This is a genomic window from Dongia sp., from assembly GCF_041918875.1.
GTDB lineage: Bacteria > Pseudomonadota > Alphaproteobacteria > Dongiales > Dongiaceae > Dongia.
In genome coordinates this window covers 314,269-338,372 of the sequence record NZ_JAYRUV010000003.1, presented here as the reverse complement: position 1 = coordinate 338,372, position 24,104 = coordinate 314,269, and the positions used below count along the sequence as shown (strand labels likewise).

General features: G+C 63.8%; 23 protein-coding genes, 1 tRNA gene and 1 riboswitch. Of the genes, 12 read left to right on the top strand and 12 right to left on the bottom strand.

Annotation, left to right across the window (positions count from 1 at the left end):
- Positions 1 to 127 precede the first annotated feature (127 nt).
- From ACE3TY_RS05265 to cbiE, 3 genes are all read right to left on the bottom strand, one after another.
- Positions 128 to 1,768 (bottom strand): amidohydrolase, encoded by a 1,641-nt coding sequence (locus ACE3TY_RS05265; RefSeq protein ID WP_374651558.1) that lies wholly within the window; start codon positions 1,766 to 1,768, stop codon positions 128 to 130.
- A gap of 75 nt (positions 1,769 to 1,843) precedes the next feature.
- On the bottom strand, positions 1,844 to 2,776 hold the full coding sequence (metF, locus tag ACE3TY_RS05260; RefSeq protein ID WP_374651556.1) for a methylenetetrahydrofolate reductase [NAD(P)H]: 933 nt from the start codon (positions 2,774 to 2,776) through the stop codon (positions 1,844 to 1,846).
- Between the two features lie 136 nt (positions 2,777 to 2,912).
- Positions 2,913 to 4,124, bottom strand: a complete 1,212-nt coding sequence (gene cbiE / locus ACE3TY_RS05255) for a precorrin-6y C5,15-methyltransferase (decarboxylating) subunit CbiE (RefSeq protein ID WP_374651554.1) — start codon at positions 4,122 to 4,124, stop codon at positions 2,913 to 2,915.
- Positions 4,125 to 4,251: 127 nt separating this feature from the next.
- Positions 4,252 to 4,457, top strand: a riboswitch (cobalamin riboswitch).
- A gap of 90 nt (positions 4,458 to 4,547) precedes the next feature.
- On the opposite strand from cbiE, the gene cobG reads away from it, so the two are divergent.
- From cobG to cobJ, 4 genes are read left to right on the top strand one after another with little or no spacing between them, the layout of a single operon-like run.
- Entirely contained in the window at positions 4,548 to 5,882 is a 1,335-nt protein-coding gene (cobG, locus tag ACE3TY_RS05250; protein WP_374651552.1) for a precorrin-3B synthase, read from the top strand.
- The gene (locus tag ACE3TY_RS05245) at positions 5,879 to 6,505 is read left to right on the top strand and encodes a precorrin-8X methylmutase (protein WP_374651550.1); all 627 of its coding nucleotides are present in this window, start codon (positions 5,879 to 5,881) and stop codon (positions 6,503 to 6,505) included. The genes cobG and ACE3TY_RS05245 overlap by 4 nt, the downstream gene beginning before the upstream one ends.
- Complete coding sequence (locus ACE3TY_RS05240; RefSeq protein ID WP_374651548.1) at positions 6,502 to 7,236, top strand: precorrin-2 C(20)-methyltransferase; 735 nt, start codon at positions 6,502 to 6,504, stop codon at positions 7,234 to 7,236. Before ACE3TY_RS05245 ends, ACE3TY_RS05240 begins: the two co-directional genes overlap by 4 nt.
- Entirely contained in the window at positions 7,233 to 8,927 is a 1,695-nt protein-coding gene (gene cobJ, locus ACE3TY_RS05235; RefSeq protein ID WP_374651546.1) for a precorrin-3B C(17)-methyltransferase, read from the top strand. Before ACE3TY_RS05240 ends, cobJ begins: the two co-directional genes overlap by 4 nt.
- Here cobJ and ACE3TY_RS05230 read toward each other — a convergent pair.
- On the bottom strand, positions 8,924 to 9,670 hold the full coding sequence (locus ACE3TY_RS05230) for a cobalt-precorrin-6A reductase (RefSeq protein ID WP_374651544.1): 747 nt from the start codon (positions 9,668 to 9,670) through the stop codon (positions 8,924 to 8,926). The two genes, cobJ and ACE3TY_RS05230, sit on opposite strands and share 4 nt — an antisense overlap.
- Before the next feature lie 149 nt (positions 9,671 to 9,819).
- Positions 9,820 to 10,170: an ATP-binding cassette domain-containing protein gene (locus ACE3TY_RS05225; protein ID WP_374651543.1), complete on the bottom strand. Its 351-nt coding sequence runs from the start codon at positions 10,168 to 10,170 to the stop codon at positions 9,820 to 9,822.
- 81 nt (positions 10,171 to 10,251) lie between these two features.
- On the opposite strand from ACE3TY_RS05225, the gene ACE3TY_RS05220 reads away from it, so the two are divergent.
- Positions 10,252 to 10,647 carry a PRC-barrel domain-containing protein gene (locus ACE3TY_RS05220; RefSeq protein WP_374651541.1) on the top strand — a complete coding sequence of 132 codons (396 nt, stop codon included), beginning with the start codon at positions 10,252 to 10,254 and terminating at the stop codon, positions 10,645 to 10,647.
- A gap of 241 nt (positions 10,648 to 10,888) precedes the next feature.
- The gene (locus ACE3TY_RS05215) at positions 10,889 to 11,056 is read left to right on the top strand and encodes a hypothetical protein (RefSeq protein WP_374651539.1); all 168 of its coding nucleotides are present in this window, start codon (positions 10,889 to 10,891) and stop codon (positions 11,054 to 11,056) included.
- Here the strand turns inward: ACE3TY_RS05215 and ACE3TY_RS05210 are convergent.
- On the bottom strand, positions 11,025 to 13,046 hold the full coding sequence (locus tag ACE3TY_RS05210) for a YgiQ family radical SAM protein (protein ID WP_374651537.1): 2,022 nt from the start codon (positions 13,044 to 13,046) through the stop codon (positions 11,025 to 11,027). The two genes, ACE3TY_RS05215 and ACE3TY_RS05210, sit on opposite strands and share 32 nt — an antisense overlap.
- Before the next feature lie 447 nt (positions 13,047 to 13,493).
- On the opposite strand from ACE3TY_RS05210, the gene ACE3TY_RS05205 reads away from it, so the two are divergent.
- Positions 13,494 to 14,969, top strand: a complete 1,476-nt coding sequence (locus ACE3TY_RS05205) for a PAS domain S-box protein (RefSeq protein WP_374651535.1) — start codon at positions 13,494 to 13,496, stop codon at positions 14,967 to 14,969.
- Positions 14,970 to 15,034: 65 nt separating this feature from the next.
- Here ACE3TY_RS05205 and ACE3TY_RS05200 read toward each other — a convergent pair.
- A tRNA-Arg gene (locus tag ACE3TY_RS05200) sits at positions 15,035 to 15,111 on the bottom strand.
- Between the two features lie 437 nt (positions 15,112 to 15,548).
- Here ACE3TY_RS05200 and ACE3TY_RS05195 point away from each other — a divergent pair.
- The 3 genes from ACE3TY_RS05195 to ACE3TY_RS05185 all read left to right on the top strand — a co-directional run bounded on the left by ACE3TY_RS05195 (position 15,549) and on the right by ACE3TY_RS05185 (position 17,924).
- The gene (locus ACE3TY_RS05195) at positions 15,549 to 16,607 is read left to right on the top strand and encodes a hypothetical protein (RefSeq protein WP_374651533.1); all 1,059 of its coding nucleotides are present in this window, start codon (positions 15,549 to 15,551) and stop codon (positions 16,605 to 16,607) included.
- A 135-nt stretch (positions 16,608 to 16,742) separates the two neighbouring features.
- Positions 16,743 to 17,162 (top strand): DUF4864 domain-containing protein, encoded by a 420-nt coding sequence (locus ACE3TY_RS05190; RefSeq protein WP_374651531.1) that lies wholly within the window; start codon positions 16,743 to 16,745, stop codon positions 17,160 to 17,162.
- Positions 17,163 to 17,924 (top strand): DUF3750 domain-containing protein, encoded by a 762-nt coding sequence (locus ACE3TY_RS05185; RefSeq protein ID WP_374651529.1) that lies wholly within the window; start codon positions 17,163 to 17,165, stop codon positions 17,922 to 17,924. It begins immediately after the preceding gene.
- Here ACE3TY_RS05185 and ACE3TY_RS05180 read toward each other — a convergent pair.
- Both ACE3TY_RS05180 and ACE3TY_RS05175 read right to left on the bottom strand, forming a co-directional pair.
- A complete protein-coding gene (locus ACE3TY_RS05180) occupies positions 17,921 to 18,292 on the bottom strand; it encodes an MmcQ/YjbR family DNA-binding protein (RefSeq protein WP_374651528.1) in 372 nt (123 codons plus the stop codon). The two genes, ACE3TY_RS05185 and ACE3TY_RS05180, sit on opposite strands and share 4 nt — an antisense overlap.
- Before the next feature lie 28 nt (positions 18,293 to 18,320).
- The gene (locus tag ACE3TY_RS05175) at positions 18,321 to 20,234 is read right to left on the bottom strand and encodes a potassium transporter Kup (protein WP_374651526.1); all 1,914 of its coding nucleotides are present in this window, start codon (positions 20,232 to 20,234) and stop codon (positions 18,321 to 18,323) included.
- A gap of 346 nt (positions 20,235 to 20,580) precedes the next feature.
- Here ACE3TY_RS05175 and gpt point away from each other — a divergent pair, with 346 nt between their 5' ends.
- Positions 20,581 to 21,060, top strand: a complete 480-nt coding sequence (gene gpt / locus ACE3TY_RS05170) for a xanthine phosphoribosyltransferase (protein ID WP_374651524.1) — start codon at positions 20,581 to 20,583, stop codon at positions 21,058 to 21,060.
- Here gpt and panC read toward each other — a convergent pair.
- From panC to ACE3TY_RS05155, 3 genes are all read right to left on the bottom strand, one after another.
- Positions 21,057 to 21,905 (bottom strand): pantoate--beta-alanine ligase, encoded by an 849-nt coding sequence (gene panC / locus ACE3TY_RS05165; RefSeq protein WP_374651522.1) that lies wholly within the window; start codon positions 21,903 to 21,905, stop codon positions 21,057 to 21,059. The genes gpt and panC overlap by 4 nt on opposite strands.
- Positions 21,906 to 21,924: 19 nt before the next feature.
- Positions 21,925 to 22,776, bottom strand: coding sequence for a 3-methyl-2-oxobutanoate hydroxymethyltransferase (gene panB / locus ACE3TY_RS05160; protein WP_374651521.1), 852 nt, complete (start codon positions 22,774 to 22,776; stop codon positions 21,925 to 21,927).
- A 173-nt stretch (positions 22,777 to 22,949) separates the two neighbouring features.
- Positions 22,950 to 23,396 (bottom strand): ion channel, encoded by a 447-nt coding sequence (locus ACE3TY_RS05155; RefSeq protein WP_374651519.1) that lies wholly within the window; start codon positions 23,394 to 23,396, stop codon positions 22,950 to 22,952.
- 132 nt (positions 23,397 to 23,528) lie between these two features.
- Here ACE3TY_RS05155 and ACE3TY_RS05150 point away from each other — a divergent pair, with 132 nt between their 5' ends.
- Positions 23,529 to 24,080, top strand: coding sequence for a hypothetical protein (locus ACE3TY_RS05150; RefSeq protein WP_374651517.1), 552 nt, complete (start codon positions 23,529 to 23,531; stop codon positions 24,078 to 24,080).
- Positions 24,081 to 24,104: the final 24 nt, after the last annotated feature.

Genomic DNA, 24,104 nt, shown 5'->3' with positions numbered 1-24,104 from the left:
CGGTGGCGAACCGCAAACGATATCGGCTCGATTCGCCGGCCGACGGGCGGCAAATAATGCGGCCCGATGCGTTCGCAGGCGTTTTTCGCGCCGCATCATTACCGCGGCGTTAACAACTCAGCCAAGGTCAGCCGGCGAACCCTTCGGCGCGATGAACCTCCCGGCCGCCAAGCAAGGTGAGTTCAACCTCAGTCTCGCCGATCGCATATGGATCGACAGTGAAGATGTCGCGATCGAGGATGACGATGTCGGCATACTTCCCGGGCGTCAGCGAGCCGGTTTCGTCGGCGCGCCAGGCCGCGGCGGCTGCCAGTGTCGTATAGCCGCGCACGACCTGTTCCACCTTCATGCGTTCCTGCGCTTCAAAGACCGGAAAATCCTTCGACACATGGGCCGGCTGGCGCGTCACCGCCGTCTGCATGATCGGGAACGGGTTCAAGGTCGAAACGCCCCAATCGCTGCTGACGGCGTAAAGCGCGCCGCTATCGACGATCGTCCGCCAGGGATACATCCAGCGGCCGCGCTCGGCACCGATGAAGGGCAGCGCCACGTCGCTCACCGAGGGCTCGCAGCGCGCCCAGAGCGGCTGCATGTTGGTGACGACGCCGAGCTGGCGCAGGCGCGGAATGTCGGCCGGATCGATGACCTGCACATGCGCCAGCTGGTGGAGGCTGGGCCAGGCACCGTTCGCCACGCGTGCGGCTTCGATGCGGTCGAGCGCCACGCGCGTGGCGCGGTCGCCGATGACATGCATATGAAGCTGGAAGCGCGCCGCATCGAAGGCTATGAACAGCTCGCGCAGATGATCCTCGTCGAACATGATCGGTGCATTGCCGCCGATGGCGTCCGAATAATCCTCGATCATCGCCGCCGTGCGGTTTTCGAGGACGCCATCGAGGAAGAATTTGGCCGAATGCACGGCGATGTTTTCTGAACGGTAGTCGCGACGCAGCGCTTCCAGCCGGCCCAGCGCATCCTTCACGGATTCTTCCGGATAGACCTTGGCCGTGGCACGCAGACGCACGCTGAGTTCGCCCGCTTCCTCGAGCCCGCGATAGACCTTCATGTGCCGCTCGGCCACCATGGCATCGAGCACGCCGGTGATGCCGTGCCTGTTGCAGAGCTCCTGGCCGTAGCGCACGCCCTTGGTGTAGGCGTCGAGTTCCTTCTTGGGCATGCGCGCGCGGGCCCAGTCGATGGCGTCTTCGTAGATGAGGCCGGTCGGCACGCCCTTTTCGTCGCGCACGAAGGAACCGCCATGGGGATCGGCCACGCTGGCATCGAGGCCGGTGAGTTCGCAGGCCTTGCTGTTCATCGCCGCATTGTGGCCGTCGGAGGCGTAGATATAGACCGGCCGGTCCGGCACGGCGGCATCGAGCGCATGGCGGTCGAGATTGTGCGCGCCGAAAATGCCGGAATACCAGCCAGTGCCGCGCACCCAGAGATCGTTGGTGGTCTTGGCATAGTCGCGGATGATCTGCTGCAGCTCCTGGATGGTACGCGCACGTTCCAGGTTGACACTGCTGGAGAAGCCGGTGCCGCTGTCCTGCAGATGGATATGCGTGTCCTGGAAGCCGGGCAGGACCAGCTTGCCGCCGGCATGGATTTTCTTCGTGCGGCCGTTGGCGAGGGCTGCAATCTCGTCATTGCCGCCGATTGCGACGATACGACCGTCGCGCACCGCCAGCGCCTCGGCGCGCGGCTGCAGGGCGTCCATCGTGCGGATATCGCCATGGGTGAGAATGAGGTCCGGCGCCGTCGCTGTCATCGCATCCCTGCCTGTTATACATGCGCATAAGAGGCAGGGATGAAATCAGGTTGAGCGCTCAAAGGCAATCCCGCTTCAGCGGTATCCCGCCAGGGGCGAAACGAGGCCGAGTTCGGCGCAGATATCGCGCACCATCTCGCCCTGGTTCAACGTGTAGAAATGGAAATGCCGCACACCGGCGCGCAACAGGGCCCGGCATTGGCCGAGTGCGATTTCCTGGGCGAATTGCAGGCGGCCATCGGCATCGTCGGCCAGCGCTTCGAAGCGCGATCCGATATGCGCGGGGATATGCGCGCCGCAGGCTTGCGCCATCGTCACCGTCCGGGCGAAATTGCGGATGGGCAGGATGCCCGGCACGATCGGCACATTGATGCCGGCACGCGTGGCGCGCTCGAGAAAACGCTTGTAGCAATCGACATCGAAGAAGAATTGCGTGATGGCGCGCGTGGCTCCGGCATCGACCTTGCGCTTCAGATGATCGAGATCGGCCTGGGCGCTCAAAGCCTGCGGATGCACTTCCGGGTAGGCAGCCACGCTGATGTCGAAAGGATGCAGGCGCGCAAGTCCCGCCACGAGGGAGTCGGCATAGGCATAGCCATCGGGATGCGGCCGATAGCCGGCGGCGATGCCTTCCCTGGGATCGCCGCGCAAGGCGACGAGACGATGGATGCCAGCCCGCCAGTAGGCATCGGCGATGGCATCGGTCTCGGCACGCGCACCGCCGACGCATGTAAGATGCGCCGCAGCCGGCACCTGGCAGCGCGCCTGAATTTCCGTCACCAGCTCGCGCGTCTGGTCGCGGGTCGAACCGCCGGCGCCATAGGTGACGGAAACGAAGCGCGGGGCCAGGGTCGCGAGATCGGCGGCGGCATCCCAGAAGGCGGGCAGAAGCTCCGCTTGACGGGGCGGGAAGAACTCGAAGCTCACCGCCAGATCGGACGCGCGGCCGGGACGGTCCGTCAGGTCGGTCCGGCGGGCGGGGTATTTAGGTCCCTGGCTCTCGATCATGTTCATCCTTGCGCCCTCATGGCTTGAGCTCGGGTGAGATCATTTGCCACAGAGGATAACAGAAACGAGATATAAGTATATCTTTATATTATTTGAACAAGCGTATCATTTCAGATTGTTCTTTTCGATCTTTCAATTAGTTAGGCTTCCTGACGGCAAGAATTGTCACCGGCAATGCGGCACGCCAGGCATCGAAGCCACCCAGCGGCCTGGCCTGCGACACGGAAATCCGGGTGAGTTCGCCGCCGATCTTCTCCTGCCAGGCGATGAGCAGAACTTCACTCTGGACGGTCACCGCGTTGGCGACCAGCCGGCCGCCGGGCTTCAGCGCCGCCCAGCAGGTTTCCAGCAGGCCGGGCTCGGTGACGCCGCCGCCGATGAAGATTGCATCCGGCTGCGCAAGCCCCGCGAGCGCCTGTGGCGCCGCGCCGGCCACCAGGTCGAGGCCGGGAACGCCCAGCGTATCGGCATTGGCGCGGATGAGCTGCCGGCGGCCATCATTCTCTTCGATGGCGATGGCGCGGCAGGTCGGATGCGCGCGCATCCATTCGATGCCTATCGATCCGCAGCCGGCGCCGACATCCCACAGCAATTCGCGCGGGAGCGGGGCGAGGCGCGCCAAGGTTACCGCGCGCACATCGCGCTTGGTGAGCTGGCCGTCATTCCGGAAAGCCTCGTCGGGCAGGCCGGCAAGAGTCGAGAGTGGCCTGGCGTCGGGCCCGGCGATGAGCTCGATAGCGAGGAGGTTGAGCGCCGCCGTTTCGCCGGCGCGCCAGCTTTCGGCGCTGCCGTCGATGCGATTTTCCCTGGAGCCGCCCAGATGCTCGAAAACCGCGATGCGGCTGGGACCGAAGCCACGCGCGCTCAGCAGCCGCGCGACGTTGGCGGCGGAGAAGCCGTCCTCGCTGAGAATGAGCAGGCGCGCCCGGTCGAAGAGCGCGCGGTTGATCAGCTCCAGCGGGCGGCCGTGGATGGTCAGTATCTCCACCTCCTGCAGCGCCCAGCCCATGCGGGCGGCGGCGAGCGAGACGGAGGATGGTGCGGGGATGACGCGCATTTCGTCCGGCCCGAGATGGCGGCTGAGGCTTGCCCCCATGCCGTAGAACATCGGGTCGCCGCTGGCGAGGATGCAGACGGGCTGGCCGCGCTGGCTGAGCACCTGCTCGAAGGCTTCCGAAAAGGGGCTTGGCCAGGCGCGCCGCTCGGCCCCGATCGCCGCGGGCATCAGGGCCAGATGGCGGGCGCCGCCGAAGACGATCCGGGCCTGGCCGAGGGCCGCCCGCGCCGGGGCGCCCAGCCCCTCGATCCCGTCTTCGCCGATGCCGATCACGGTGAGCCAGGCTGGCATATCAATCTATCCCGTTGGAATAAGGGCGTGTTCGCTGCCTCCATTAAGCCAAGCCGGCGCCTGCGGCAAGCTTGAGCGCGGCGGAAAGCCGCCCAGAATCCGCTTCCAGCCGGCGGCCCGCTCCTATAGAACGGGGCCATTCACCGGTGCCCCTTTGGGGCCTAAGAGGGAACATGGGAGGTTCGGGCGCGGAGCCCAGCCAGCCATGGCTGCCCCCGCAACTGTGCGCGGCGAGCCTTTCGCAGAGAGCCACTGGACCACCGGGTCCGGGAAGGCGGCGACCGGGCGGCGACCCGCGAAGCCAGGAGACCTGCCGGGGATAGGGGTTGCGGTTGGATGCATCGGTCGGGGCGTATCGATGCTGTGGCTTATGACCGGCAAGGTCGGGCCCATTCGCCGCAACGGTTTCGTGCCGGTGCCATCTTGATTGTCAGCGACCGCCGCTTTGCCTGTCCGGGCCTCTATCGCATCGTGCCCTCGCTCGATGGCGGCATCTGCCGCATCAAGCTGCCGCGCGGCCGGCTGAACGCCGCGCAGGCACGAGCGCTGGCCGGTCTTGCAGACCGCTTCGGCCATCCGGAAATCGAAGCCACCAACCGCGCCAACGTGCAGATCCGCGGTGTCCGCGCCGGCAGCGAGGATGCCGTGATCGAGGGACTGACCGCAGCGGGCCTCGCCCCCGGGAGCAGCAGCGCCGACGATGTTCGTAATGTGATGGTCAGCCCGCTTTGTGGCCTCGATCCGGACGCACCGCTTGATGTCGGCGATCTTGCCGACCGGGTGCTGACGCGGCTGGAGAACGAGCCGCGCTATCATGCGCTGTCGCCGAAATTCTCGGTCCAGATCGACGGCGGCGAAACCGTCGCCATGGCGGCTCATCCCAACGACATCTGGTTTTCCGCCATCGATGGTGAGACCTTCGCCTTCGGCTTTGCCGGCGTGCCGGGCGAGAAGCCGGCCGGTGCCGTCGCAGCGGGAGATGCGGAGCGCGCTTTGTTTGCACTGCTCGACCTGTTCGTGGCCGAGATCGGCAAGACCAATGCCAAGGGCGAGAAGGTCACGCGCATGCGGCACCTGCTGGTTGGCCGGCGTGCGGAAGCAATGGCAGCCGCCTTGCCCTGCCCGGTCCGCGCGGCTTCCGACTGGCGGCGCGAGGAACCGATGGCGCTGGGTCATATCGGTGCAAGACGGCAGGTGGATGGGCGTTTCGCCCTGGGGGCCGTGCCACCGCTGGGACGCATTCCCACGCGCATGCTGCTGGACCTTGCCGAACTCGCAACGGATGTCGCCGGCGGCGAGATCCGCATGACGCCCTGGCAGAGCGTATTGCTGCCCAACATCGACGAGGATGCGCTGGCCAATACAGCGGCGCGGCTGGAAGAATTGGGTTTCATCACGCGGCCCGACCGGACGCTGGCCGCAACCGTCACCTGCGCCGGCGGCGCGGGGTGCAGATCGGGCCTGACCGACACCAAGGCCGACGCCTTGGCGCTGGCCGCGGAGATCGACGGCTGGGGCACGCCCATATTCGGCATCCACGTGACCGGCTGCAGCAAATCCTGCGCCGCCCCCCGCCCTGCCCCCTTCACCCTGCTGGGCCTGAAACCGGGCCGCTACGACCTCTTTGCGGCCGCTGAGTCGACGGGGGGCGACGGGCCCATGGCGGGATTTGGCGAGCGGGTGGGCAGGGACCTCACTATCGAACAGGCAGCCAGGCTGCTGATGCCCAGGCTGCCGATGCAAAGAGAGAAGGCATGATCAATTACGAGCGCGATGGGCAGGAAATCTATCGCCAATCCTTTTCCATCATCCGCGCCGAGGCGGACCTTACCGGCATTCCGGCCGATCTTGAAAAGCTCGCCGTGCGGGTAGCGCATGCCTCCGGCATGGTCGATATCATTGCGGACCTGCGCTTTTCCGCCGGTGCCGGTGCCGCCGGCCGCAAGGCGCTGGCGGACGGGGCGCCGATCCTGGCCGATTGCCGGATGGTGGCGGACGGTGTGACGCGATCGCGCCTGCCGGCCGATAACGAGGTGATTTGTACCCTCTACGATCCGCGCGTCCCGGAACTGGCTCAATCGATGGGCAATACGCGCTCGGCGGCGGCGCTGGAATTGTGGCGCGAGAAGATGGGCGGCGCGGTGGTGGCGATCGGCAATGCGCCGACCGTCCTGTTCCGTCTCCTCGAAATGATCGACGAAGGCGCCCCGAAGCCCGCCCTGATCCTGGGCTTTCCCGTGGGCTTCGTAGGTGCGGCGGAATCGAAGGACATGCTCGCCGACAACAATCGCGGCGTGCCCTTCGTCATCGTGCGTGGCCGTCGCGGCGGCAGCGCCATGGCAGCAGCAGCCGTCAACGCGCTGGCCACGGAGAAGGAATGATGTCGAAACGGGGACGTCTTTTCGGCCTGGGCGTGGGGCCCGGCGATCCGGAACTGATGACGGTGAAGGCCGTGCGCCTGCTGGGCCAATCGCCGGTCGTCGCCTATCTGGCGGCCAAGGGCAAGAGGGGCAATGCGCTCACCATCGTCGAGGCCTATCTGAAACCGGAGCAGCAGACCTTGCCGCTGATCTATCCGGTGACGACGGAAAAGCTGCCGGACCATCTCGATTACGAGACGCTGGTGAGCGACTTCTACGACCAATCGGCCGCGGAAGTAGCGACACATCTCGATGCGGGCCGCGACGTGGCAGTGATCTGCGAAGGAGATCCCTTCTTCTACGGCTCGTTCATGTACATCCACGACCGGCTGGCCCAGCGCTATGAGACGCAGGTGGTGCCCGGTGTATGTTCAGTGCTGGGTGCCGCGTCGGTACTGGGCGCGCCGCTGGTCTATCGCAACCAGAGTCTCGGCATCCTCTCTGGCGTGCTGCCGGAAGACGAATTGAAACGGCGCCTTGTCGACATGGATGCCGCGGCGATCATGAAGCTCGGCACCAATTTCGCGAAGGTGCGCAGGGTGGTGACGGAACTGGGCCTTGCCGACCGCGCCCTTTATGTCGAGCGCGCCACGATGGGGAACCAGAAGATCGTGCCGCTGCTCGAAGTCGATCCGAAGAGCGCTCCTTATTTCTCAATCGTGCTCGTTCCCGGCAAGAAATGGCAATCGTGAGCGACGCTGCCGCCATCGTCATCCTGGGTGAAGGATCGCTGGTCACCGCGCGGCGTATCCAGGCCGCGTTGCCGGGTTCGGAAATCCATGGCCTGGCCGCGCGCGTGAACGGGGCCGATATCGCCTTCGACGCGTTCGGCGAGACGCTGCGCGGCCTTTACGAGGCCGATCGGCCGATCGTGGCGCTGTGCGCGGCGGGGATCGTCATCCGGTCGCTGGCCCCCTTGCTGCAGAACAAGCGCGCCGAGCCGCCGGTCCTCGCGGTCGCCGAGGATGGCAGCGCGGTCGTGCCGCTGCTTGGGGGATTGAGCGGCGTCAACCTGCTGGCGCGCCAGATCGGCGCGGCGCTCGGCACGACGCCCGCGATCACCACGACGGGCGAAATTCGCTTCGGCACCTGCCTCATCAATCCGCCGGCGGGCTATCTGCTGCGCAACCCGGCTGACGGAAAGACCTTCATCTCGAACCTGCTGGCCGGCGCCAAGATGCGGGTCGAGGGCGAGGCACCCTGGTTCGCGGCGGCGAAACTGCCGATCGATCCAGCCGGCAGCCTCGTCGCGCGCGTCACGCATCAGGATGTGATGCCGGGTGCCGATGAACTGCTGTTCCATCCACGCAATATCGTCATCGGCCTCGGCCGGGGCGAACCGGGTCTGGCTGACAGAATTCTGGCGGCGCTGGCGCAGGCGCAGCTGTCGATCCATTCGCTGGCCTTGCTGCTGGCCCGCGCGCGCGATCTTGCCGATCCGCATATCGCGCGCGCCGCTGCCGCGTTCAATGTGCCGCTGCGCTTCGCCGCCGCCGACACGGCTGAACAATTGGCCCTGGCTGCCGTGCCGGAACCGATCCTGTCGCTGACCATCGAACAGCTGGCCATTGCCGTGGCGCCCGCCCCCGAGGATGTGCAGGAAGTCGGGCGCAGGCGCGGACGCCTGGCCGTCGTGGGTCTGGGGCCTGGCGATCCCGCCATGATGGTGCCCGCCGCGCGGCGCGAGATCGACCAGGCTGAGGATATACTGGGTTACGAGACCTATGTGAAAATGGCGGGGCCGTTGCGGCCGGAGCAAGCGGTTCACGCGACCGACAATCGCGAGGAATTGCAGCGTGCGCGTCATGCCTTCGAACTGGCGGCGACCGGCCGGTCGGTCGTCGTCGTTTCCTCGGGCGATCCCGGCGTGTTCGCCATGGCTGCCGCCGTGATGGAGGCGCTCGACGATACCGACAAGCCGGAATGGCATGGCGTCGACTTGGCCGTGCTGCCGGGTGTGTCGGCGGCAATGGCCGCTGCGTCACGCATCGGTGCGCCGCTGGGGCATGATTTCTGCATCATCTCGCTCTCCGACAATCTGAAACCCTGGCCGGTCATCCTCGATCGGCTGGCGCATGCGGCGTCGGGCGATTTCGCAATGGCCTTCTACAACCCGATTTCAAAGGCGCGGCCCTGGCAGCTGGGCGAGGCGCTGGATCTGCTGCGGCGATACCGCGAACTGGAAACGCCAGTCGTGCTGGGACGCGATATCGGGCGGCCGGCGGAGCGCGTCACCAGCGTGACGTTGGGCGAACTGACGCCGGAAATGGTGGACATGCGTACCGTCGTCATCGTCGGTTCGTCGATGACACGGCGGATCAAGCGGCCGGACGGCAACGACTGGGTCTATACGCCGCGCTGGTACGGCACGAAACCGGGCTAAAGCGCCCTCACCCAATCGAGCGCCGCGGCAAGGCTGGAGACGGCCGGCACATCGGGGCGCGGGGGCCGGCGCTGCATGATGACGGTGATATCCAGTTCGCGGGCAGCCTGCAGCTTCGCGTCGGTCGCATCGCCGCCGCTGTTCTTGCAGACCAGATGATCGATGCGGCGTGTCTGCAGCAAGGCGCGCTCGTCGTCGAGCTTGAACGGCCCGCGTGCCAGCACGAGTTCGGCATCGGCGAAGCGAAGACTGGCATCCGGCGCCTCGACCGAGCGGATCACGACGTGAATCCCGTCGAGCGCCGCAAAGGGTGCCAGTTCCTGCCGGCCAAGCGCCAGGAAGACACGGCGCGCGGATCTGCGCAGGATATCCACCGCCTGGCCCCAATCGTCCACCGCGATCCATCGGTCGCCGCCTTGCGGTGACCAGGCCGGCCGTTCGAGGCGCAGAAGCGGAATACCGGCTTCCGCCGCCGCTTCCGCCGCGTTCCAGCCCATGCGGCGGGCGAACGGATGTGTTGCGTCGATAAGGGCGGCAACCTTGTTCTGGCGAAGATAGGCGGCGAGCCCGGCCGCCCCGCCGAAACCGCCGATTCGAACTTCGCCCGGCGGCAGCTTCGGGTTGGCAACGCGGCCGGCCAGCGATGAGACGATATGGATGTCGGGAATAGCCTGCAGCGCTTCGGCCAGCGCCATGCCTTCGCCGGTACCGCCGAGGACAAGGATCGTCTTTGCTTTCGTCATCCGCTGCTTGTCTTCCTCCGCGCCGGCGGAGCATGGCAATTTTCAAGGGCGGAGGAAAGCGGATTGTATTGTACCGCGTCCCATGGTTTCACGTGAAACAGTGGCGCCTGGCAGCGTTCCGACCCGGCACGCCTCGGCGCCTTTTCCGTCTATTGCGCGGCGGCGGCCCTGGCCGCCGATACTTGCCGCGATACCAATCTGGCATAGAGCCCGCCGCGCGCCATGAGTTCCGCATGATCGCCGCATTCGACCAGACGGCCGGCATCGAGCACAAGAATGAGATCGGCATTGCGGATTGTCGAGAGGCGATGCGCGATGACGATGGTGGTGCGTGCCGCCTGCAGCAGATCGAGTACGCGGCGCACGGCCGGCTCGTTGGCGGCGTCGACATGCAAGGTCGCTTCGTCGAGGATGAGGACCGGTGCATCCTTGAGGAGGGCTCGGGCGATGTCGGCGCGCTGGCGCTGGCCGGGACGTTGCGGCGGCGCGGCTGAGGGCATTTTCTCCGCTTTTCGCCGCCTGGAACAAAGCTCGGCCATCTTCTGTTAGGGCTGCATCCAACCCAGCTGAGGAGGCGACCGATGCAATCCGCGATGGAAGACCGCCGGGAGACCCAGGAGACATTGAAGAAGGACGAGACCGGCAGCCTGATCTCGGCCGACAAGGTACAGGGCACCGATATCTATAACCGCCGCGGCGACAATCTGGGCGAAGTCGAAAGCGTCATGATCGACAAGCGCAGCGGCAAGGTCGCCTATGCCGTCGTCACCTTCGGCGGCTTTCTCGGCATCGGTTCGGAGCGGCGCGCGCTGCCCTGGAACGTGCTTAGCTACAACACCGATCTTGGCGGCTATGTGGTCGATGCCGAGGACGATGTGCTGCGCCGGACACCTGTCTATGCCGACAACAACAATATCGACCCGGAATGGGGCAAGCGTCTGCACGGCCATTTCGGCGTGCCGCCCTATTGGCAGTAAGGGTTCTGGCAATGGCCCGCCCGCTGGATCGCGCCAGTGGGTGGGAAGACGGCCAATTTAGATGATGTTGGATCACATAACTTCGGATCGGGCCACTATCGACGAGGCAGGAGGATGGCGGTCATGGCTCAGACGATCGGTTTTTACCTGGCGAGTGCGGCAGCATCGGCTTATGCGCTGTTTCTGGTCGGGACGCACTGGCCGGCATAGTGCGGCCTGCGGATGTTAGGCATCGCGCATCATGATCTACCGCGTTCAGATTAACGACCCCGACGATGCGAAGAGCGAGCGCTGGTTTGCTCGCCAGTTGAAGAGCCAGTATTCGCGCGTGATCGAGGAACCGCTTCCACCGGAGTGGCGCGAGCTGCTGCAGAAGCTCATCGACGCCTTAGAACGCCCTTCGTCGTGAAGGTCTGCGTGCCATGCTTGCGGCCCTGGCGCCGCCCCTCGCCACCGGCAAGGCCGGTGCCGGCCGGCTGCCAGTTTGGCACCAGCTGGTGCTTGCCGGGACCGATGAGATCGGCGCGGCCCATATTCTTCAGGGCCTCGCGCAGCAGCGGCCAGTTTTCCGCATCGTGATAGCGCAGGAACGCCTTGTGCAGGCGGCGCTGCTTCAACCCCTTGACCGTTTCAACCGGCTCCGATCCGCCATGGCGGATCGGCCGCAATGGGTTGAAGCCGGAATGATACATGGCGGTCGAGAGCGCCATCGGCGACGGCAGGAAGGTCTGCACTTGATCAGCGCGGTATTTATTGCGTTTCAGCCATAGGGCAAGATTCATCATGTCCTCATCCGTCGTACCCGGATGAGCCGCGATGAAATAGGGAATGAGGAAGTATTCCTTCTTCGCCTCCTTGGCGGCCTTGTCGAACAGTTCCTTGAACTTGTCGTAGGCGCCGATACCGGGCTTCATCATCTTGGAAAGCGGGCCGGCTTCGGTATGTTCCGGGGCGATCTTCAGATAGCCGCCGACATGGTGTGCCACCAGTTCCTTGATATAGGCCGGACTCTTCACGGCAAGGTCGTAGCGCACGCCGGACGCCACCATCACCTTCTTGATGCCGGGAATGTCGCGCGACTTCTTATAGAGTTGAATCAGCGCTTCATGGCTGGTGTTTAGATTGGGACAGATATCCGGGAAGACGCAGGAAGGTTTGCGGCACAATTCCTCGGTATGCTTGTCCTTGCAGGCCATGCGGTACATGTTGGCCGTAGGTCCGCCGATGTCGGAGATGATGCCGGTAAAGCCCTTGGTCTTGTCGCGGATCCTTTCGATTTCCTTGAGGATAGAGCCTTCCGAGCGGTTCTGGATGATACGGCCTTCATGTTCGGTGATCGAGCAGAAGGAGCAACCGCCGAAACAGCCGCGCATGATGGTGACCGAAAAGCGGATCATGTCCCAGGCAGCGATCTTCGCATCCCCATATGAAGGGTGCGGCGCGCGCGCATAGGGCAGTTCGAAGACCGCATCCATTTCCGGTGTCGTCAGCGGAACGGGCGGCGGACTGACCCAGAGCTCGCGATTGCCATGGCGTTGCACCAGCGCGCGGGCATTGCCCGGATTGCTTTCCCGGTGCAGCACACGCGAGGCGCGGGCATAGGCTTCCGGATCCTTCTCGACCTGCTCGAAGGACGGCAGGCGCACCACCGTGTCGCCCTCAAGGCGCCGGGCACCTTCGGCGGCGTCGTCGAGGTCGTTGGCGGGGGCTTCGACCCAGCCGTCGGGGACGCGATCCTTCATGATGGCGACGCCGCGGAGATCGGCCAGGTCCGCGGGCTTGTCGCCCTTGGCGATGCGATGGGTCACCTCGACGACGGCGCGCTCGGCGTTGCCGTAAAGCAGAATGTCGCCCTTGGCGTCGACCAGGACCGAGCGGCGCACCTTGTCCGACCAGTAATCGTAATGCGCGATGCGCCTGAGCGAGCTTTCGATGCCGCCGAGCACAATCGGCACGTCCTTGTAAGCTTCGCGACAACGATGCGAATAGACGATGACGGCGCGATCCGGGCGCTTGCCCCCCTCGTCGCCAGGCGTATAGCTGTCGTTATGTCGGAGACGGCGGTCGGCCGTGTAGCGGTTGACCATCGAATCCATATTGCCGCCGGTAATGCCGAAATAAAGATTGGGCCGACCCAGCGCCTTGAACGGCTCGGCGCTCTGCCAGTCCGGTTGCGAGAGAATGCCGACGCGGAATCCTTGCGCCTCCAGCAGACGGCCGATCACGGCCATGCCGAAGCTCGGATGATCGATATAGGCGTCGCCCGTCACCAGGATGACGTCGCAGGAATCCCAGCCAAGCTCGTCCATCTCGGCACGCGACATCGGCAGGAAGGGCGCCGTGCCGAAGCGGTGCGCCCAATACTTCCGATGCGAAAAAAGCTGCTTCGCGGGTTCCATGCACAATCCATATAGCGACACATTTCGGCGCGCGCGGGCCGGAGACCGCTTGCCCCAACGCGCCACGCCAAGTCGCCTCAATTTACCGGAATTCTGCCAGCAGGGCGCCGCTCTATCGGGCCGGCCACCCGTCTTTTGCTCTCTAGCCGGCGCTCTCTATCACCTAACATACTGAAAGGTCAATATTTTGATAGTATCCCAGGTACGGTGGCCGAAAATTCCACGAAAGGGCAGCGCCCACATACGCACGGAACCAGCATTAAGTTTGAAGTTATTCCTCTTCTCGCGCGAAAAGGATGGGACACTTAGGTTTCATTATTAGCAATATTCGCTCAGCCTCATATTTCCTAACATCCCTCAACTTCGGCGGACGGGGCTGATTTCCGCCGCACGATATATATCCGCTCAAGAATTCAACAGCGGGGCGAGGGGATTGTGGACGGGGGATTGGAAGACGTTCTGGCCTTCATGCCGGAGGCCGTGATCGCCATCGATGCCGGCCAATTCATCATCTATTTCAATGCGAGTGCCGAGCGGGCTTTCGGCTATACGTCATCGGACGTCCTCGGACAGCGACTGGACATCCTCATTCCCCGCCCGTTCCGCGGGCAGCATCGCGAACTGGTCGACAATTTCAAGCAATCGGATTCCCGGGCGCTGTTGATGCACCAGCGCCGACAGATACTGGCACAGCGCGCGGACGGTTCCAGCTTCCCCGCCGAAGCGACCATCGTGCGTGGGCTGTGGCAAGGGCAGAGCGCCACCTTCGTCATCATGCGCGACGTGACCGAGCAGAAACTGCGCGAAGAGGCGCTGGCTGCGTCGGAGATGAAGTACCGCGCCATCCTGGAAGGATCGCCGGAACCCATCCTCATCGCCGATCCAGGGACGGGGTGCCTGACGGAAGTGAATGCCGCCGCCGCGTCCCTCTTCGGCTGCAGCGTGGCGGATCTCATTGGCAAGCATCAGGCGGACCTCCATCCCGAAGAGATGCGGGACCGGTTCCGCCAGACCTTCCGCGAACATATCGAACTGGGCCGCGTGGTCGTGCCTGACGGCGTCATCGAGCGAGCCAATGGCGAACATGCCATGGTCGAGATATCGGCCTCGCCAGTGACCTATAACGGGACGCAGCGCCTGGTCGGTTTCTTCCGCGACACGACCGAACGGACGCGCCAGCAGCGGGAGTTGCAGATGGCGCTGACGGCAGCACAGAGCGCCATCGAGGCCAAGCGCATGTTCCTGGCCAATATGAGTCACGAACTGCGCACACCGCTCAACGGCATCATCGGCTTTGCCGAGTTGATCATTCATCAGATCCACGGACCGCATTCGCACCCGAGCTATACCGAGTACGGCCACGTGATCAAGCAGAGCGGGCACCATCTGCTCGAGATCGTCAACGATGTGCTGGACCTCTCGCGTATGGAATCCAGCCACTACCGGCTGGAACGCGAGCCCGTCGACCTTGCCCGCCTTGTCGAGGAAGTGAGAACCATGCTCTCGACGCTGGTCGCGGAGATGAATCTGATCGTGACGACGGGTATCGCGCCGGGCACGACGCTGACGGCCGACCGGAGGGCGGTCAAGCAGATGCTCATCAATCTGTTTTCCAACGCGATCAAGTTTTCACACAGGTTCGGCAGTATCCATATCGGTACCGAGGCGAGCCGCGACGGCGGCCTCATTCTCAGCGTGACCGATACCGGGATCGGCATCGCGCCGGAGCGGCTGCCGACGATCGCCGAGCCCTTCGCCAGCAGCAATGTCTACGCCAAGGAAAAAGGCGGCGCCGGCATCGGCCTCTCGATCACCAAACGCCTGATCAATCTGCACGACGGCGATCTGGAAGTGCGCAGCGAACCGGGCAGGGGCTCAACCTTCTCGCTGGTCTTCCCGACGGCGGAACGCAACGCGGCGTGAGGAGGAAACCCTGCGGCCCGATTGCAAAGGTCAGCGAGTGTTACCGTCTAACCCATTGAGAGAAATGGCGCACCCGGAAGGACTCGAACCTCCAACCTTCTGATTCGTAGTCAGATGCTCTATCCAATTGAGCTACGGGTGCGTCGGTTCGCGGTGGGTGAGGGCAAATCGCGTTGCCATCAGCCGAGTTGGATGCTTCGGCCCCCGAACGGTGGCGGAAACTAGCCAAAGCCGGTGGGCATTGCAAGTTCTTTGGCACGCTTTCCTTAATGTTTTCCGGTGCGGGCCTATATCTTTGTTTTAGCTGGGAAAAGACAACTATCCTCCAGCTCGGCGCGCGCCACGCGGCGGATCGGAGGCGTGCAAATTCCAATGTCGTTCCGCAGTTTCCCACGGGATTTTCTGTGGCCTTCGCGCCACCCTGTGACCCTCTTGGCACGCTTCGTCCCCCAAGACCCGACTTGGGCTGTTGATTCTTGTCCTGAAAGCTGCGAAGAACTGTTTTTGGGTAATGGGTTGAGCAAGGCAAGGGGGTATGGGACTTTGCTTTTGTTCGCTGTCTTTCGGGGTTCGGCAAGCATGAAGAAACATGTCTGGCTCGCGGCCGTGGCCGCCGCACCGCTTATCTTGGGCGGCTGCGAATTCTTCAACAATGCCCTGGCGCCGTCGGTTTCCGGCGCGCCGATCGGGGCAAGCGTCTCGAACGGTACGCAAGTGCCGCCGGGCCAGCCGACCGGCACGCTGGTGGGCACCCGGGTCATCGAGATTCGCAGCGATCTCAACCGCCTGCAGCAGGCCGTGCAACAGCAGACGCTGAAACATCAGGAACTGCGCGGCAGTGCCGAGCGCAACGCCGCCGGCTACCAGACCACGGTCGGTGCCATCAACGGCAAGCTGCAGATGGGCACCACCCCGGGCAATCCGATGGTGACCACCGCGTGGCAGCAGGCGCAGAATCAGCTGGACCAGATCGGTTCCGATCTCGACCAGATGAACCGTCTGTCGAACGACGTCGCCAATAATGCCGCCTTCTCGAGCTACCTGCTCGACTCGATCCGCGCCGCCTATACGGTGTCGGGCGCGGTCGACGAGGATCACCGGCAGCTCCGCGTCCTTGAGGACCAGACGAATCAGACCACCGTGTCGATCGACCGCCTGCTGAATCAACTGGCCGAGGATACCTCGCGCCAGACCAACTTCCTGGCCACCGAGCGTTCGAACCTGACCACGCTGGCCGCCAGCGTGAACACCGGTCAGGTCTATGGCACGACGCTCGCCAGCCGCTCCTACGCTCCGCCGGCCCAGCCTGCCCTGCCGCCAATGGCCGGCATGAGCACTGGCCGCCCGCTGGTCGTCATCCGCTTCGACCGGGCCAATGTGAATTACGAACAGGCGCTCTACCAGGCCACGTCCAAGGCCCTGGAACTGCGCCCGAACGCCGCCTTCGACGTGGTCGGCGTCGCCCCGGCCATGGGCCAGCCGGCCCAGGTGGCGCTCAACAGCGATATCGCCCGCACGAACGCCAACAAGGTGTCGCGCTCGCTGCTCAACATGGGCCTGCCGCCCGACCGGGTCGGCATCGCCCAGGTGACCGATCCCAACGCGCAGGTTAACGAAGTCCACGTTTACGTGCGCTGAGAAGCAGTTAGTCCTCTACACACAACCCCGAACCGGAAGCCGGCGCTCAGAAATGGGCGCCGGTTTTCTTTTGGAGTCGATCCGAATGGCGTTTTGCGGCGTAATAAGAGGCCATATCGATACGGGGAGGTCTGCATGCGCCTCGTCACCCTCGCCCTCGGTCTGCTGTTCCTGACGCTGGCCCCCGCTCGGGCGGAGCCCAGTCCAACAGATCGGACCAGCTTCCAGCAAATTATCGCCGCCCAGATGTCGGCCTTCCGGGTCGATGATGGAGTCGCCGCCTTTGGCTTCGCCTCGCCCGGCCTCCAGGCCAAGTTCGGCTCGGCAGCGACGTTCATGGAGATGGTGAAGGAGGGCTATGCCCCAGTCTACCGGCCGCGCGCAGTCGAGTTTCGCGCCGTGGTCGACCATAACGGCCAGCCCGAACAGCAGGTTTTTGTCATTGGTCCCGATGGCAGGGGCTATATCGCGCATTATATGATGGAGCGGCAGCCCGATGGTTCCTGGCGCATCAGCGGCTGCTATCTCGAACCGGCCCAGGACGAGAGCGTGTGAATGCGCGTGCTGTTCTGGTTTCTGGCGGTCGTGATTTTCGTCCCCCTGGCACTCAGCATCGCCCGTGGGATGGCCTATGACGGGTCGTGGCGCGATGCGCCACGCCATTCATCGGGCCTTGCTCCCGATCCGCTGAAAACGCCCGAAGCGATCGTACAGATCTATTCCGCCCGCGCCTTCAACTGGCGCGGATATGTGGCAACCCACCCCTGGATCATCGTCAAGCGCCGCGGTGCCGCCCGCTTCACACGCTACGAGGTCGTGGGATGGGGCGGCGGGCAGGCGCTGAAAGTCAATTACGCGCTGCCGGACGGCATGTGGTTCGGCGCGGAACCCAGCATCATGGCGGAGTATCGCGGCGCTGGCGTCGAGCGCATGATCGACCGGGTCGAAGCGGCGATCCGGACCTATCCGTTCAAGGATCAATATCGCAGCTGGCCCGGGCCCAACAGCAATACCTTCCTGGCGCATGTCGCGCGCGAAGTGCCGGAGCTGCGCCTCGATATCCCGGCCAATGCCATTGGCAAGGATTATCGCGCCTGGGACGAGCCGGTCGCCTTGGCACCGAGCGGGACCGGCGTGCAGCTGTCGCTGCTGGGGCTTGCCGGCGTGACCCTTGGGATAGAAGAAGGCGTCGAGTTCAATGTGCTGGGGCTCAATCTCGGCATCGACATTCTGCGCCCGGCCCTGCGCGTTCCCGGCCTGGGGCGGATCGGCTTCCCGGAAGATGTGGCACGCCAGCCGGAGACGGTGGTCGATTAGGCGCGCCTGGGGAGTTCCAGGCCGAGTTCGGCGCGCTTTGCCTTGGTCAGCTTCGCGGCGACCAGGCGGTAGGCCGTCTCGATATAGGCTTTGAGATCCTTGTCGCCGAGCGCCTTGGGCGTCTCGACCTGCACCCATTTGGCGCGCGCAAGATAGGGGGCCGGGATGATGCCCTTCTGCTGGCGCAGCAGGTCGTAGGACATGTCGCTGCATTTGAAGCTGAACTTAGGCCCTTCGCCTGGCCCCCAGTTCGAGCAGACGGCAAAGATCTTGCCGCCGACCTTCCAGACCGAGGCACCGCCCCACTGGACGACCTGGGTGGTTTTGGGAAGCGCGCCACAGGCCTTGTCGAATTCCTTGCGCGTCATGCCACCGGCTCCTGCTGGATTGCGGTTCCTAAATCTCGGTCCGGGCACCGAGTTCGATGATGCGGCCGACCGGGATGCGGAAATAGTCCGAAGCCGAGATTTCCGTATCCGACAACAGGATGAACAACCAGCGGCGCCAGCCGGACATGGCGGACTTTGCACGCGGCACAATGCGTTCGCGGCCGATGAAATAGGAGACGCTCTCCGGATCCATATCGAGCCCGTGCTTGGCGGCCATGCGCATCGCAGCCGGCAGATCCGGCTCGTCGGCAAAACCATAATGCACGATGATGCGCCAGAAGCCGCGGCCCAGCTCGCGCACCTGGATACGCTCGGAATCGGGCACGAAGGGGCGCGCTTCGGTGATGAGGGTCGTCATCACGATGCGTTCGTGCAGGATGCGGTTGTGCCGCATGTTGTGCAGCAGCGCGAAGGGCACGCGGTCGATCTGCGCCGTGAGGAACAGGGCAGTGCCGGGCACGCGGCTCAGATGCCGTTCCGAAAGGGCACCGAGGAACTCGTCTTCGGTCAACGAGCCGGCACCGTGCCGCTTGGCCAACAGGCCGCGACCGTCCATCCAGGTTGACAGGATGAAGATGATGATTGCGCCGATAAGGAGCGGGAACCAGCCGCCGTCGAGCACCTTGAGCATGCTGGCACTCAGCAACGACGCTTCGACCAGCAGGATGAAGCCGCAGATGAGAATGGTGCGCAGCGGGCTCCATTTCCATAGCGCACGGAAGACGAAGAAGGCGATGATCGTGTCGATGATCATGGTGCCGGTGACGGCGATGCCATAGGCATTGGCAAGGCCGCTCGAAGATTGGAAGCCGACCACCAGCAGGAGAACGCAGATCATCAGCAGCCAGTTGATCTGCGGCACATAGATTTGGCCCTGATGGCGCGCCGAAGTATGGGTGATCAGCAGGCGCGGACAGACGCCCATGCGCATTGCCTGCCAGGAAAGAGAAAAGGCGCCTGAAATGACCGCCTGGGAAGCGATGATCGTCGCCAGCGTCGCGAGGCCGATCAGCGGATACAGGAACCAATCGGGCGCCATGAGATAGAACGGATTGATCACCGCATCGGGGTGCACCAGAACCAGCGCCCCCTGCCCGAAATAATTCAGCATCAGGCACGGCAGAACGAAGAAGAACCAGGACGCCTGGATCGGCTTGCGGCCGAAATGGCCGAGATCCGCATAGAGCGCTTCGGCGCCGGTCACCGCCAGAAGGACCGCGCCCATCACGGGGAAGGCGATGCCGATATTGTGGAACAGGAACGAGAGCGCGTAATGCGGCGACAAGGCCAGGAGAATATCCGGGTGCTGGACGATCTGAGTGATGCCAAGGACACCGAGTGTCGTGAACCAGATCATTACGATGGGGCCGAACAATGCCCCCACGGCGCCTGTGCCGCGGCTTTGCACGGCAAAGAGACCGATCACGATGACAATGGTTATGGGCACCACCCATCTGGCCATCTCGGGTTCCGCGACCTCGATGCCCTCGACGGCGGAAAGAATGGAGATGGCCGGCGTAATCATACCGTCGCCATAGAAAAGCGCCGCGCCGACAATCCCCAAGGCCAGGAATTTTTCACGCCGCCCGGATTTCGTCGCCGATTGGATGGCGAGGCCGATGAGGGCCAGAAGACCACCCTGCCCTTGGTTGTCGGCTCGCAGAATCAGCAGGGCATACTTGAAGCTGACGACAATCATCACCATCCAGAAGATCAGCGATAGAATGCCGAACACATGGGCGGGATTCGCCGTGGCCTCGCCGGCTCCGTGGAAAGCCTCGCGGAAAGTGTAAATCGGGCTGGTGCCGATATCGCCGAAGACAACGCCGAGCGCGCCGATGGCCAGCGGGGCCAAAGCGCCATGCGGTGTATGGTCGGTGCTCGGAGCCGTCGCCGGACCCTGGCTATCTGGTGTCTGCACTGTTGTGGTCACTTGGTGTTGGTGGCATCTTGCGCCCGACCGTCGGCTCTCCGGCCGTTGCCATCGGCACTCCATTCTCGTGGAAGCCGACGCGGACTCAAGATGAGACTCCATCCCTTGCTGTTCTGGGCCTCTCCCGCCCCTCGAAAGCGGCGCATCCTGTCACCGGCTCGCCACGCGCGCAATAGGGTTTTTGCACCGCAATAATACCTCTTGACTTGCGCGACGACTCGTCTGTAGGTGCCGGCCGCAATCCGCAATTGCCGCTGCCGGCGCCTTCGGCTAATGGTCAGAACCAATGCCAAGCACCTGCGTTCCGGCCAGTCTCAGCCCAGGGGAAATTCCTATGTCAGACCCGCAAAAGACCTTTCCGGTATCCTGGGAAGAGTTGCATCGCAATGCCAAGGCGCTGGCCTGGCGCCTCATTGAAAAAGGCCCATTCAACGGCATCGTTGCCGTGACCCGCGGCGGCCTGGTGCCGGCGGCGATCATCGCGCGCGAACTGGATGTGCGGCTGATCGATACGGTCTGCATGCAAAGCTATTCCGACGATCACGCCCAGGGTCAGATCAAGGTTCTGAAGGATTCGCCGGGGAACGGCGAAGGCTGGCTCATCATCGACGACCTGGTGGACACGGGCCGCACCGCCCGCGTCGTGCGCGACATGCTGCCCAAGGCGCATTTTGCGACCATCTATGCGAAACCCTCGGGCCGGCCGCTGGTCGACACGTTCGTCACCGAGGTCTCGCAGGACACCTGGATATTCTTCCCATGGGACATCGAGCCGCAATTCGTGCAGCCGATCGTCAAGCTGAAGCGTCCTTAAGCCACCGGCCAGTTGTCGATGAGCCGCGTACGGCCGAGAAAGGCCGCGGCGAAGAGCCGGCTGCCCGGTTGCGCCCGGGGAATCGGCTGCAAACGCGCCTCGTCGCACAGGGCGACATAGTCGACACGGGTGAAGCCGCCTGCCAGCAAGCGCTGCTCCGCCTCGGCCAGGACCGGCGCCGCATCGCCACCGGCGGCAAGCAACGCGGCACTCTCGCGCAGGATTTGCGGCAGCAATGCCGCCGCCTTGCGATCCTGCGCCGAGAGATAGCGGTTGCGCGAGGACATGGCCAGGCCATCCGCTTCGCGCACGGTCGGCACGCCGGCGATCGCAACCGGTATATCGAGATCCAGTGCGAGGCGCTTGATCACCTGCAACTGCTGGAAGTCCTTTTCGCCGAAATAGGCGCGATCCGGAAGCGACTGCAGCAGCAGTTTCGAAACGATGGTGGCGACGCCGCCGAAATGGCCGGGCCGGCTGGCACCGCAGAGATGCTCGGTGAGGCCGCTCACCGCGACAGCGGTCGCAAAGCCCTGCGGATACATTTCCGCGACGTCCGGGGCAAAGAGCAGATCGCAGCCGGCTTGCGCCAGTTTTGCTGCATCGCCGGCCTCGTCGCGCGGATAGGCGCTGAGGTCCTCGGTGGGGCCGAACTGCGTTGGATTGACGAAGATCGTCGCGATAACATGGGCATTCTCGGCCTTGGCGCAGCGGATCAGCGAGAGATGTCCCTCGTGGAGCGCCCCCATGGTTGGCACCAGGCCGACGCTGCTGCCCGACTTGCGCCAGGCGGCAACATGGGCGCGCAGATCGGCGACGCGGCGAACGATGATCATGCCTGTCATGCGGGAAGATTCGGGCGCTTCAGCCGTGCTTCTTGACGGCGCCGAAGATATTTTCGGGGCCAGGGAACGAACGCGCGCGGACTTCGCTGGCGTAGCGTTCCGCCGCTTCCTCGATTTCGTGGCCCAACTCCGCATAGCGCTTAACGAAGCGCGGCTTGAAGGAACTGAAAAGCCCCAGAATATCCTCGGCCACCAGCACCTGCCCGTCGCAGACGGAGGATGCGCCGATGCCGACGATGGGAACCGGCACGCGGGCCGTCACGGCCTGGGCGATCTGTTCCATGACACCTTCGAGCACGATCGAGAAGGCGCCGGCTTCAGCGATGGCGATGGCGTCGGCCATGACGCCGGCCGCCTCCTGATCGCCGCGGCCGCGCGCTCGATAGCCACCCAGCGTATTCACCGACTGCGGCATCAAGCCGACATGGCCCATGACCGGAATGCCGCGCTTCACCAGGAACGAAACGGTGTCGGCAAGATCGCGCCCGCCTTCGAGCTTGACGGCCTGGCAGCCGGTTTCCTTCATGATGCGCGCTGCGGAGCGGAAGGCCTGCTGCGGACTTTCCTGATAGGAGCCGAACGGCATGTCGACGACGACCAGCGCCTTCTTGGAACCACGGCAGACAGCGGCCCCGTGTTGGATCATCATGTCGAGCGTCACCGGCAAGGTGCTGTCGAAACCGTAGAGCACCATGCCGAGTGAATCGCCGACCATCAGCAGGTCGACATGTGAATCCAGGCGCTGGGCCATCGGCGTCGTATAGGCGGTGAGACAGACGAGCGGTTCCTGGCCCTTTCGCGCGGCGAATTCCGGAACCGAGAACCGCTTCACGACGGCACCTTCGCTAGCTCCACCGGCATGGACGCTCATTTCCGCCTCCCTATTGGCTGGCTACGAACAGGAAATTCTCCCCGTCTCCGGCTCGCACCCCTATGTCTTATGCGCGACATTCTGTCCGATCCTGCTGCACCGCACAACCGCTATCCGGGCATAGGAAGAACGCCGGCAAGGTATGGAATGCGCTGCCAAGTATGGCAGCCTTGCTAGTGCCGCGGGCGACTGCCCCAGTATTGCGCCATGATGAAATAGGTGAAGGATGCACTCCAGGCGATGAGAACGAGCCCAGTTAACGCCTCGATACCCGCCAGCAGGCGCATGTCCGGGCTGAGCATCTCCGCATCGCCAAACCCTAGAGAAGTATATGATTCAGCAGAGAAATTCAGGTAATCCAAGAAAGTGCGCCGATAATTGTCTGAAAAACCCATGTTGAGGCCAGACCAGCTCAGCAGCCAGTAAGCCACCGCAAAGCCCCATATTTCGATCGTGTGGGCGGCCATGCAGGCGATGACCCCGACCGTGACATGGGCCCGCCGCGAAACCAGCTGGATGCGCGGGAGCAGGAATGCCGCCGCGATGTGCAGGGCTTCGTAATGAATGCCGATCGCCATGAGCACCAAAGCGGAACCGATAATGAGGGTAATGAAGAACATATGACCAGCTTCCGCTTCCCGATGAGAACGGTTAAACCCTATTATCTGACCGTCACATGTTAGCAAAGCGTTGCAAGCGCTCAGCCAACGGCAAATCAGCCCCAACCTCAGACTATTTGCCTAAGAGCTTAGATGTATAAAGACAACAGCCTCATTCCTTCCGAAGCGATCCGCCTCGCCGCCCTTGGTCTGCTATGGCAGGGCGAGCGGAGCTATGCAGACCTGGCGCGGGAAATCCGCCATTTCGTGGGCCGGATCGTCGGACCGTCGCTGGAACTGCTGGGGCCGTCGCTGGAACTATTCAAGATCGAGGGCCTCATCGAGGCGATCGACCCCAAGCAGCCGGCTGATTCGCAGATCATGCGCCTGACGCCTGAGGGCCGGGCAGAATTGCGGCGCTTGATGACAACGCGCCTCCGCGGTCCAATGGGCGAGGTCAACAAGCTTATCATCGCCTTCAAGATGCATTTCTTCGCCGCCCTCGCGCCGGACGACCAGCGCCAGCAGCTCGATCTGATGATCGAGGCCTGCGACAAGGAACTCGTTCGGCTGGGGGATTTACGCGCCTACCCCCCCGTCTCGGCCGGGGATGGCCATTTACCATCCTGGCTGGACCTGGAAATCGCCGAAATCGGCGCTCGCAGGGCCTGGTTCGAGGGTTTGAAGGGCCAAATTCGCGATTGATGGCGCAAATCTTGGAAATTCGAC

What these genes read in the sequence shown, in the direction of transcription:
- ACE3TY_RS05180 (WP_374651528.1), bottom strand. Translation starts at nt 18,292, where the DNA reads ATGACGCGCAAGGAATTCGACAAGGCCTGTGGCGCGCTTCCCAAAACC.
- ACE3TY_RS05185 (WP_374651529.1), top strand. Translation starts at nt 17,163, where the DNA reads ATGCGCGTGCTGTTCTGGTTTCTGGCGGTCGTGATTTTCGTCCCCCTG.
- ACE3TY_RS05155 (WP_374651519.1), bottom strand. Translation starts at nt 23,396, where the DNA reads ATGTTCTTCATTACCCTCATTATCGGTTCCGCTTTGGTGCTCATGGCG.
- ACE3TY_RS05245 (WP_374651550.1), top strand. Translation starts at nt 5,879, where the DNA reads ATGATCAATTACGAGCGCGATGGGCAGGAAATCTATCGCCAATCCTTT.
- ACE3TY_RS05210 (WP_374651537.1), bottom strand. Translation starts at nt 13,046, where the DNA reads ATGGAACCCGCGAAGCAGCTTTTTTCGCATCGGAAGTATTGGGCGCAC.
- ACE3TY_RS05215 (WP_374651539.1), top strand. Translation starts at nt 10,889, where the DNA reads ATGATCTACCGCGTTCAGATTAACGACCCCGACGATGCGAAGAGCGAG.
- ACE3TY_RS05230 (WP_374651544.1), bottom strand. Translation starts at nt 9,670, where the DNA reads ATGACGAAAGCAAAGACGATCCTTGTCCTCGGCGGTACCGGCGAAGGC.
- ACE3TY_RS05240 (WP_374651548.1), top strand. Translation starts at nt 6,502, where the DNA reads ATGATGTCGAAACGGGGACGTCTTTTCGGCCTGGGCGTGGGGCCCGGC.
- ACE3TY_RS05150 (WP_374651517.1), top strand. Translation starts at nt 23,529, where the DNA reads ATGTATAAAGACAACAGCCTCATTCCTTCCGAAGCGATCCGCCTCGCC.
- metF (WP_374651556.1), bottom strand. Translation starts at nt 2,776, where the DNA reads ATGATCGAGAGCCAGGGACCTAAATACCCCGCCCGCCGGACCGACCTG.
- ACE3TY_RS05195 (WP_374651533.1), top strand. Translation starts at nt 15,549, where the DNA reads ATGAAGAAACATGTCTGGCTCGCGGCCGTGGCCGCCGCACCGCTTATC.
- panC (WP_374651522.1), bottom strand. Translation starts at nt 21,905, where the DNA reads ATGACAGGCATGATCATCGTTCGCCGCGTCGCCGATCTGCGCGCCCAT.
- panB (WP_374651521.1), bottom strand. Translation starts at nt 22,776, where the DNA reads ATGAGCGTCCATGCCGGTGGAGCTAGCGAAGGTGCCGTCGTGAAGCGG.
- cbiE (WP_374651554.1), bottom strand. Translation starts at nt 4,124, where the DNA reads ATGCCAGCCTGGCTCACCGTGATCGGCATCGGCGAAGACGGGATCGAG.
- ACE3TY_RS05190 (WP_374651531.1), top strand. Translation starts at nt 16,743, where the DNA reads ATGCGCCTCGTCACCCTCGCCCTCGGTCTGCTGTTCCTGACGCTGGCC.
- gpt (WP_374651524.1), top strand. Translation starts at nt 20,581, where the DNA reads ATGTCAGACCCGCAAAAGACCTTTCCGGTATCCTGGGAAGAGTTGCAT.
- ACE3TY_RS05265 (WP_374651558.1), bottom strand. Translation starts at nt 1,768, where the DNA reads ATGACAGCGACGGCGCCGGACCTCATTCTCACCCATGGCGATATCCGC.
- ACE3TY_RS05220 (WP_374651541.1), top strand. Translation starts at nt 10,252, where the DNA reads ATGCAATCCGCGATGGAAGACCGCCGGGAGACCCAGGAGACATTGAAG.
- ACE3TY_RS05225 (WP_374651543.1), bottom strand. Translation starts at nt 10,170, where the DNA reads ATGCCCTCAGCCGCGCCGCCGCAACGTCCCGGCCAGCGCCAGCGCGCC.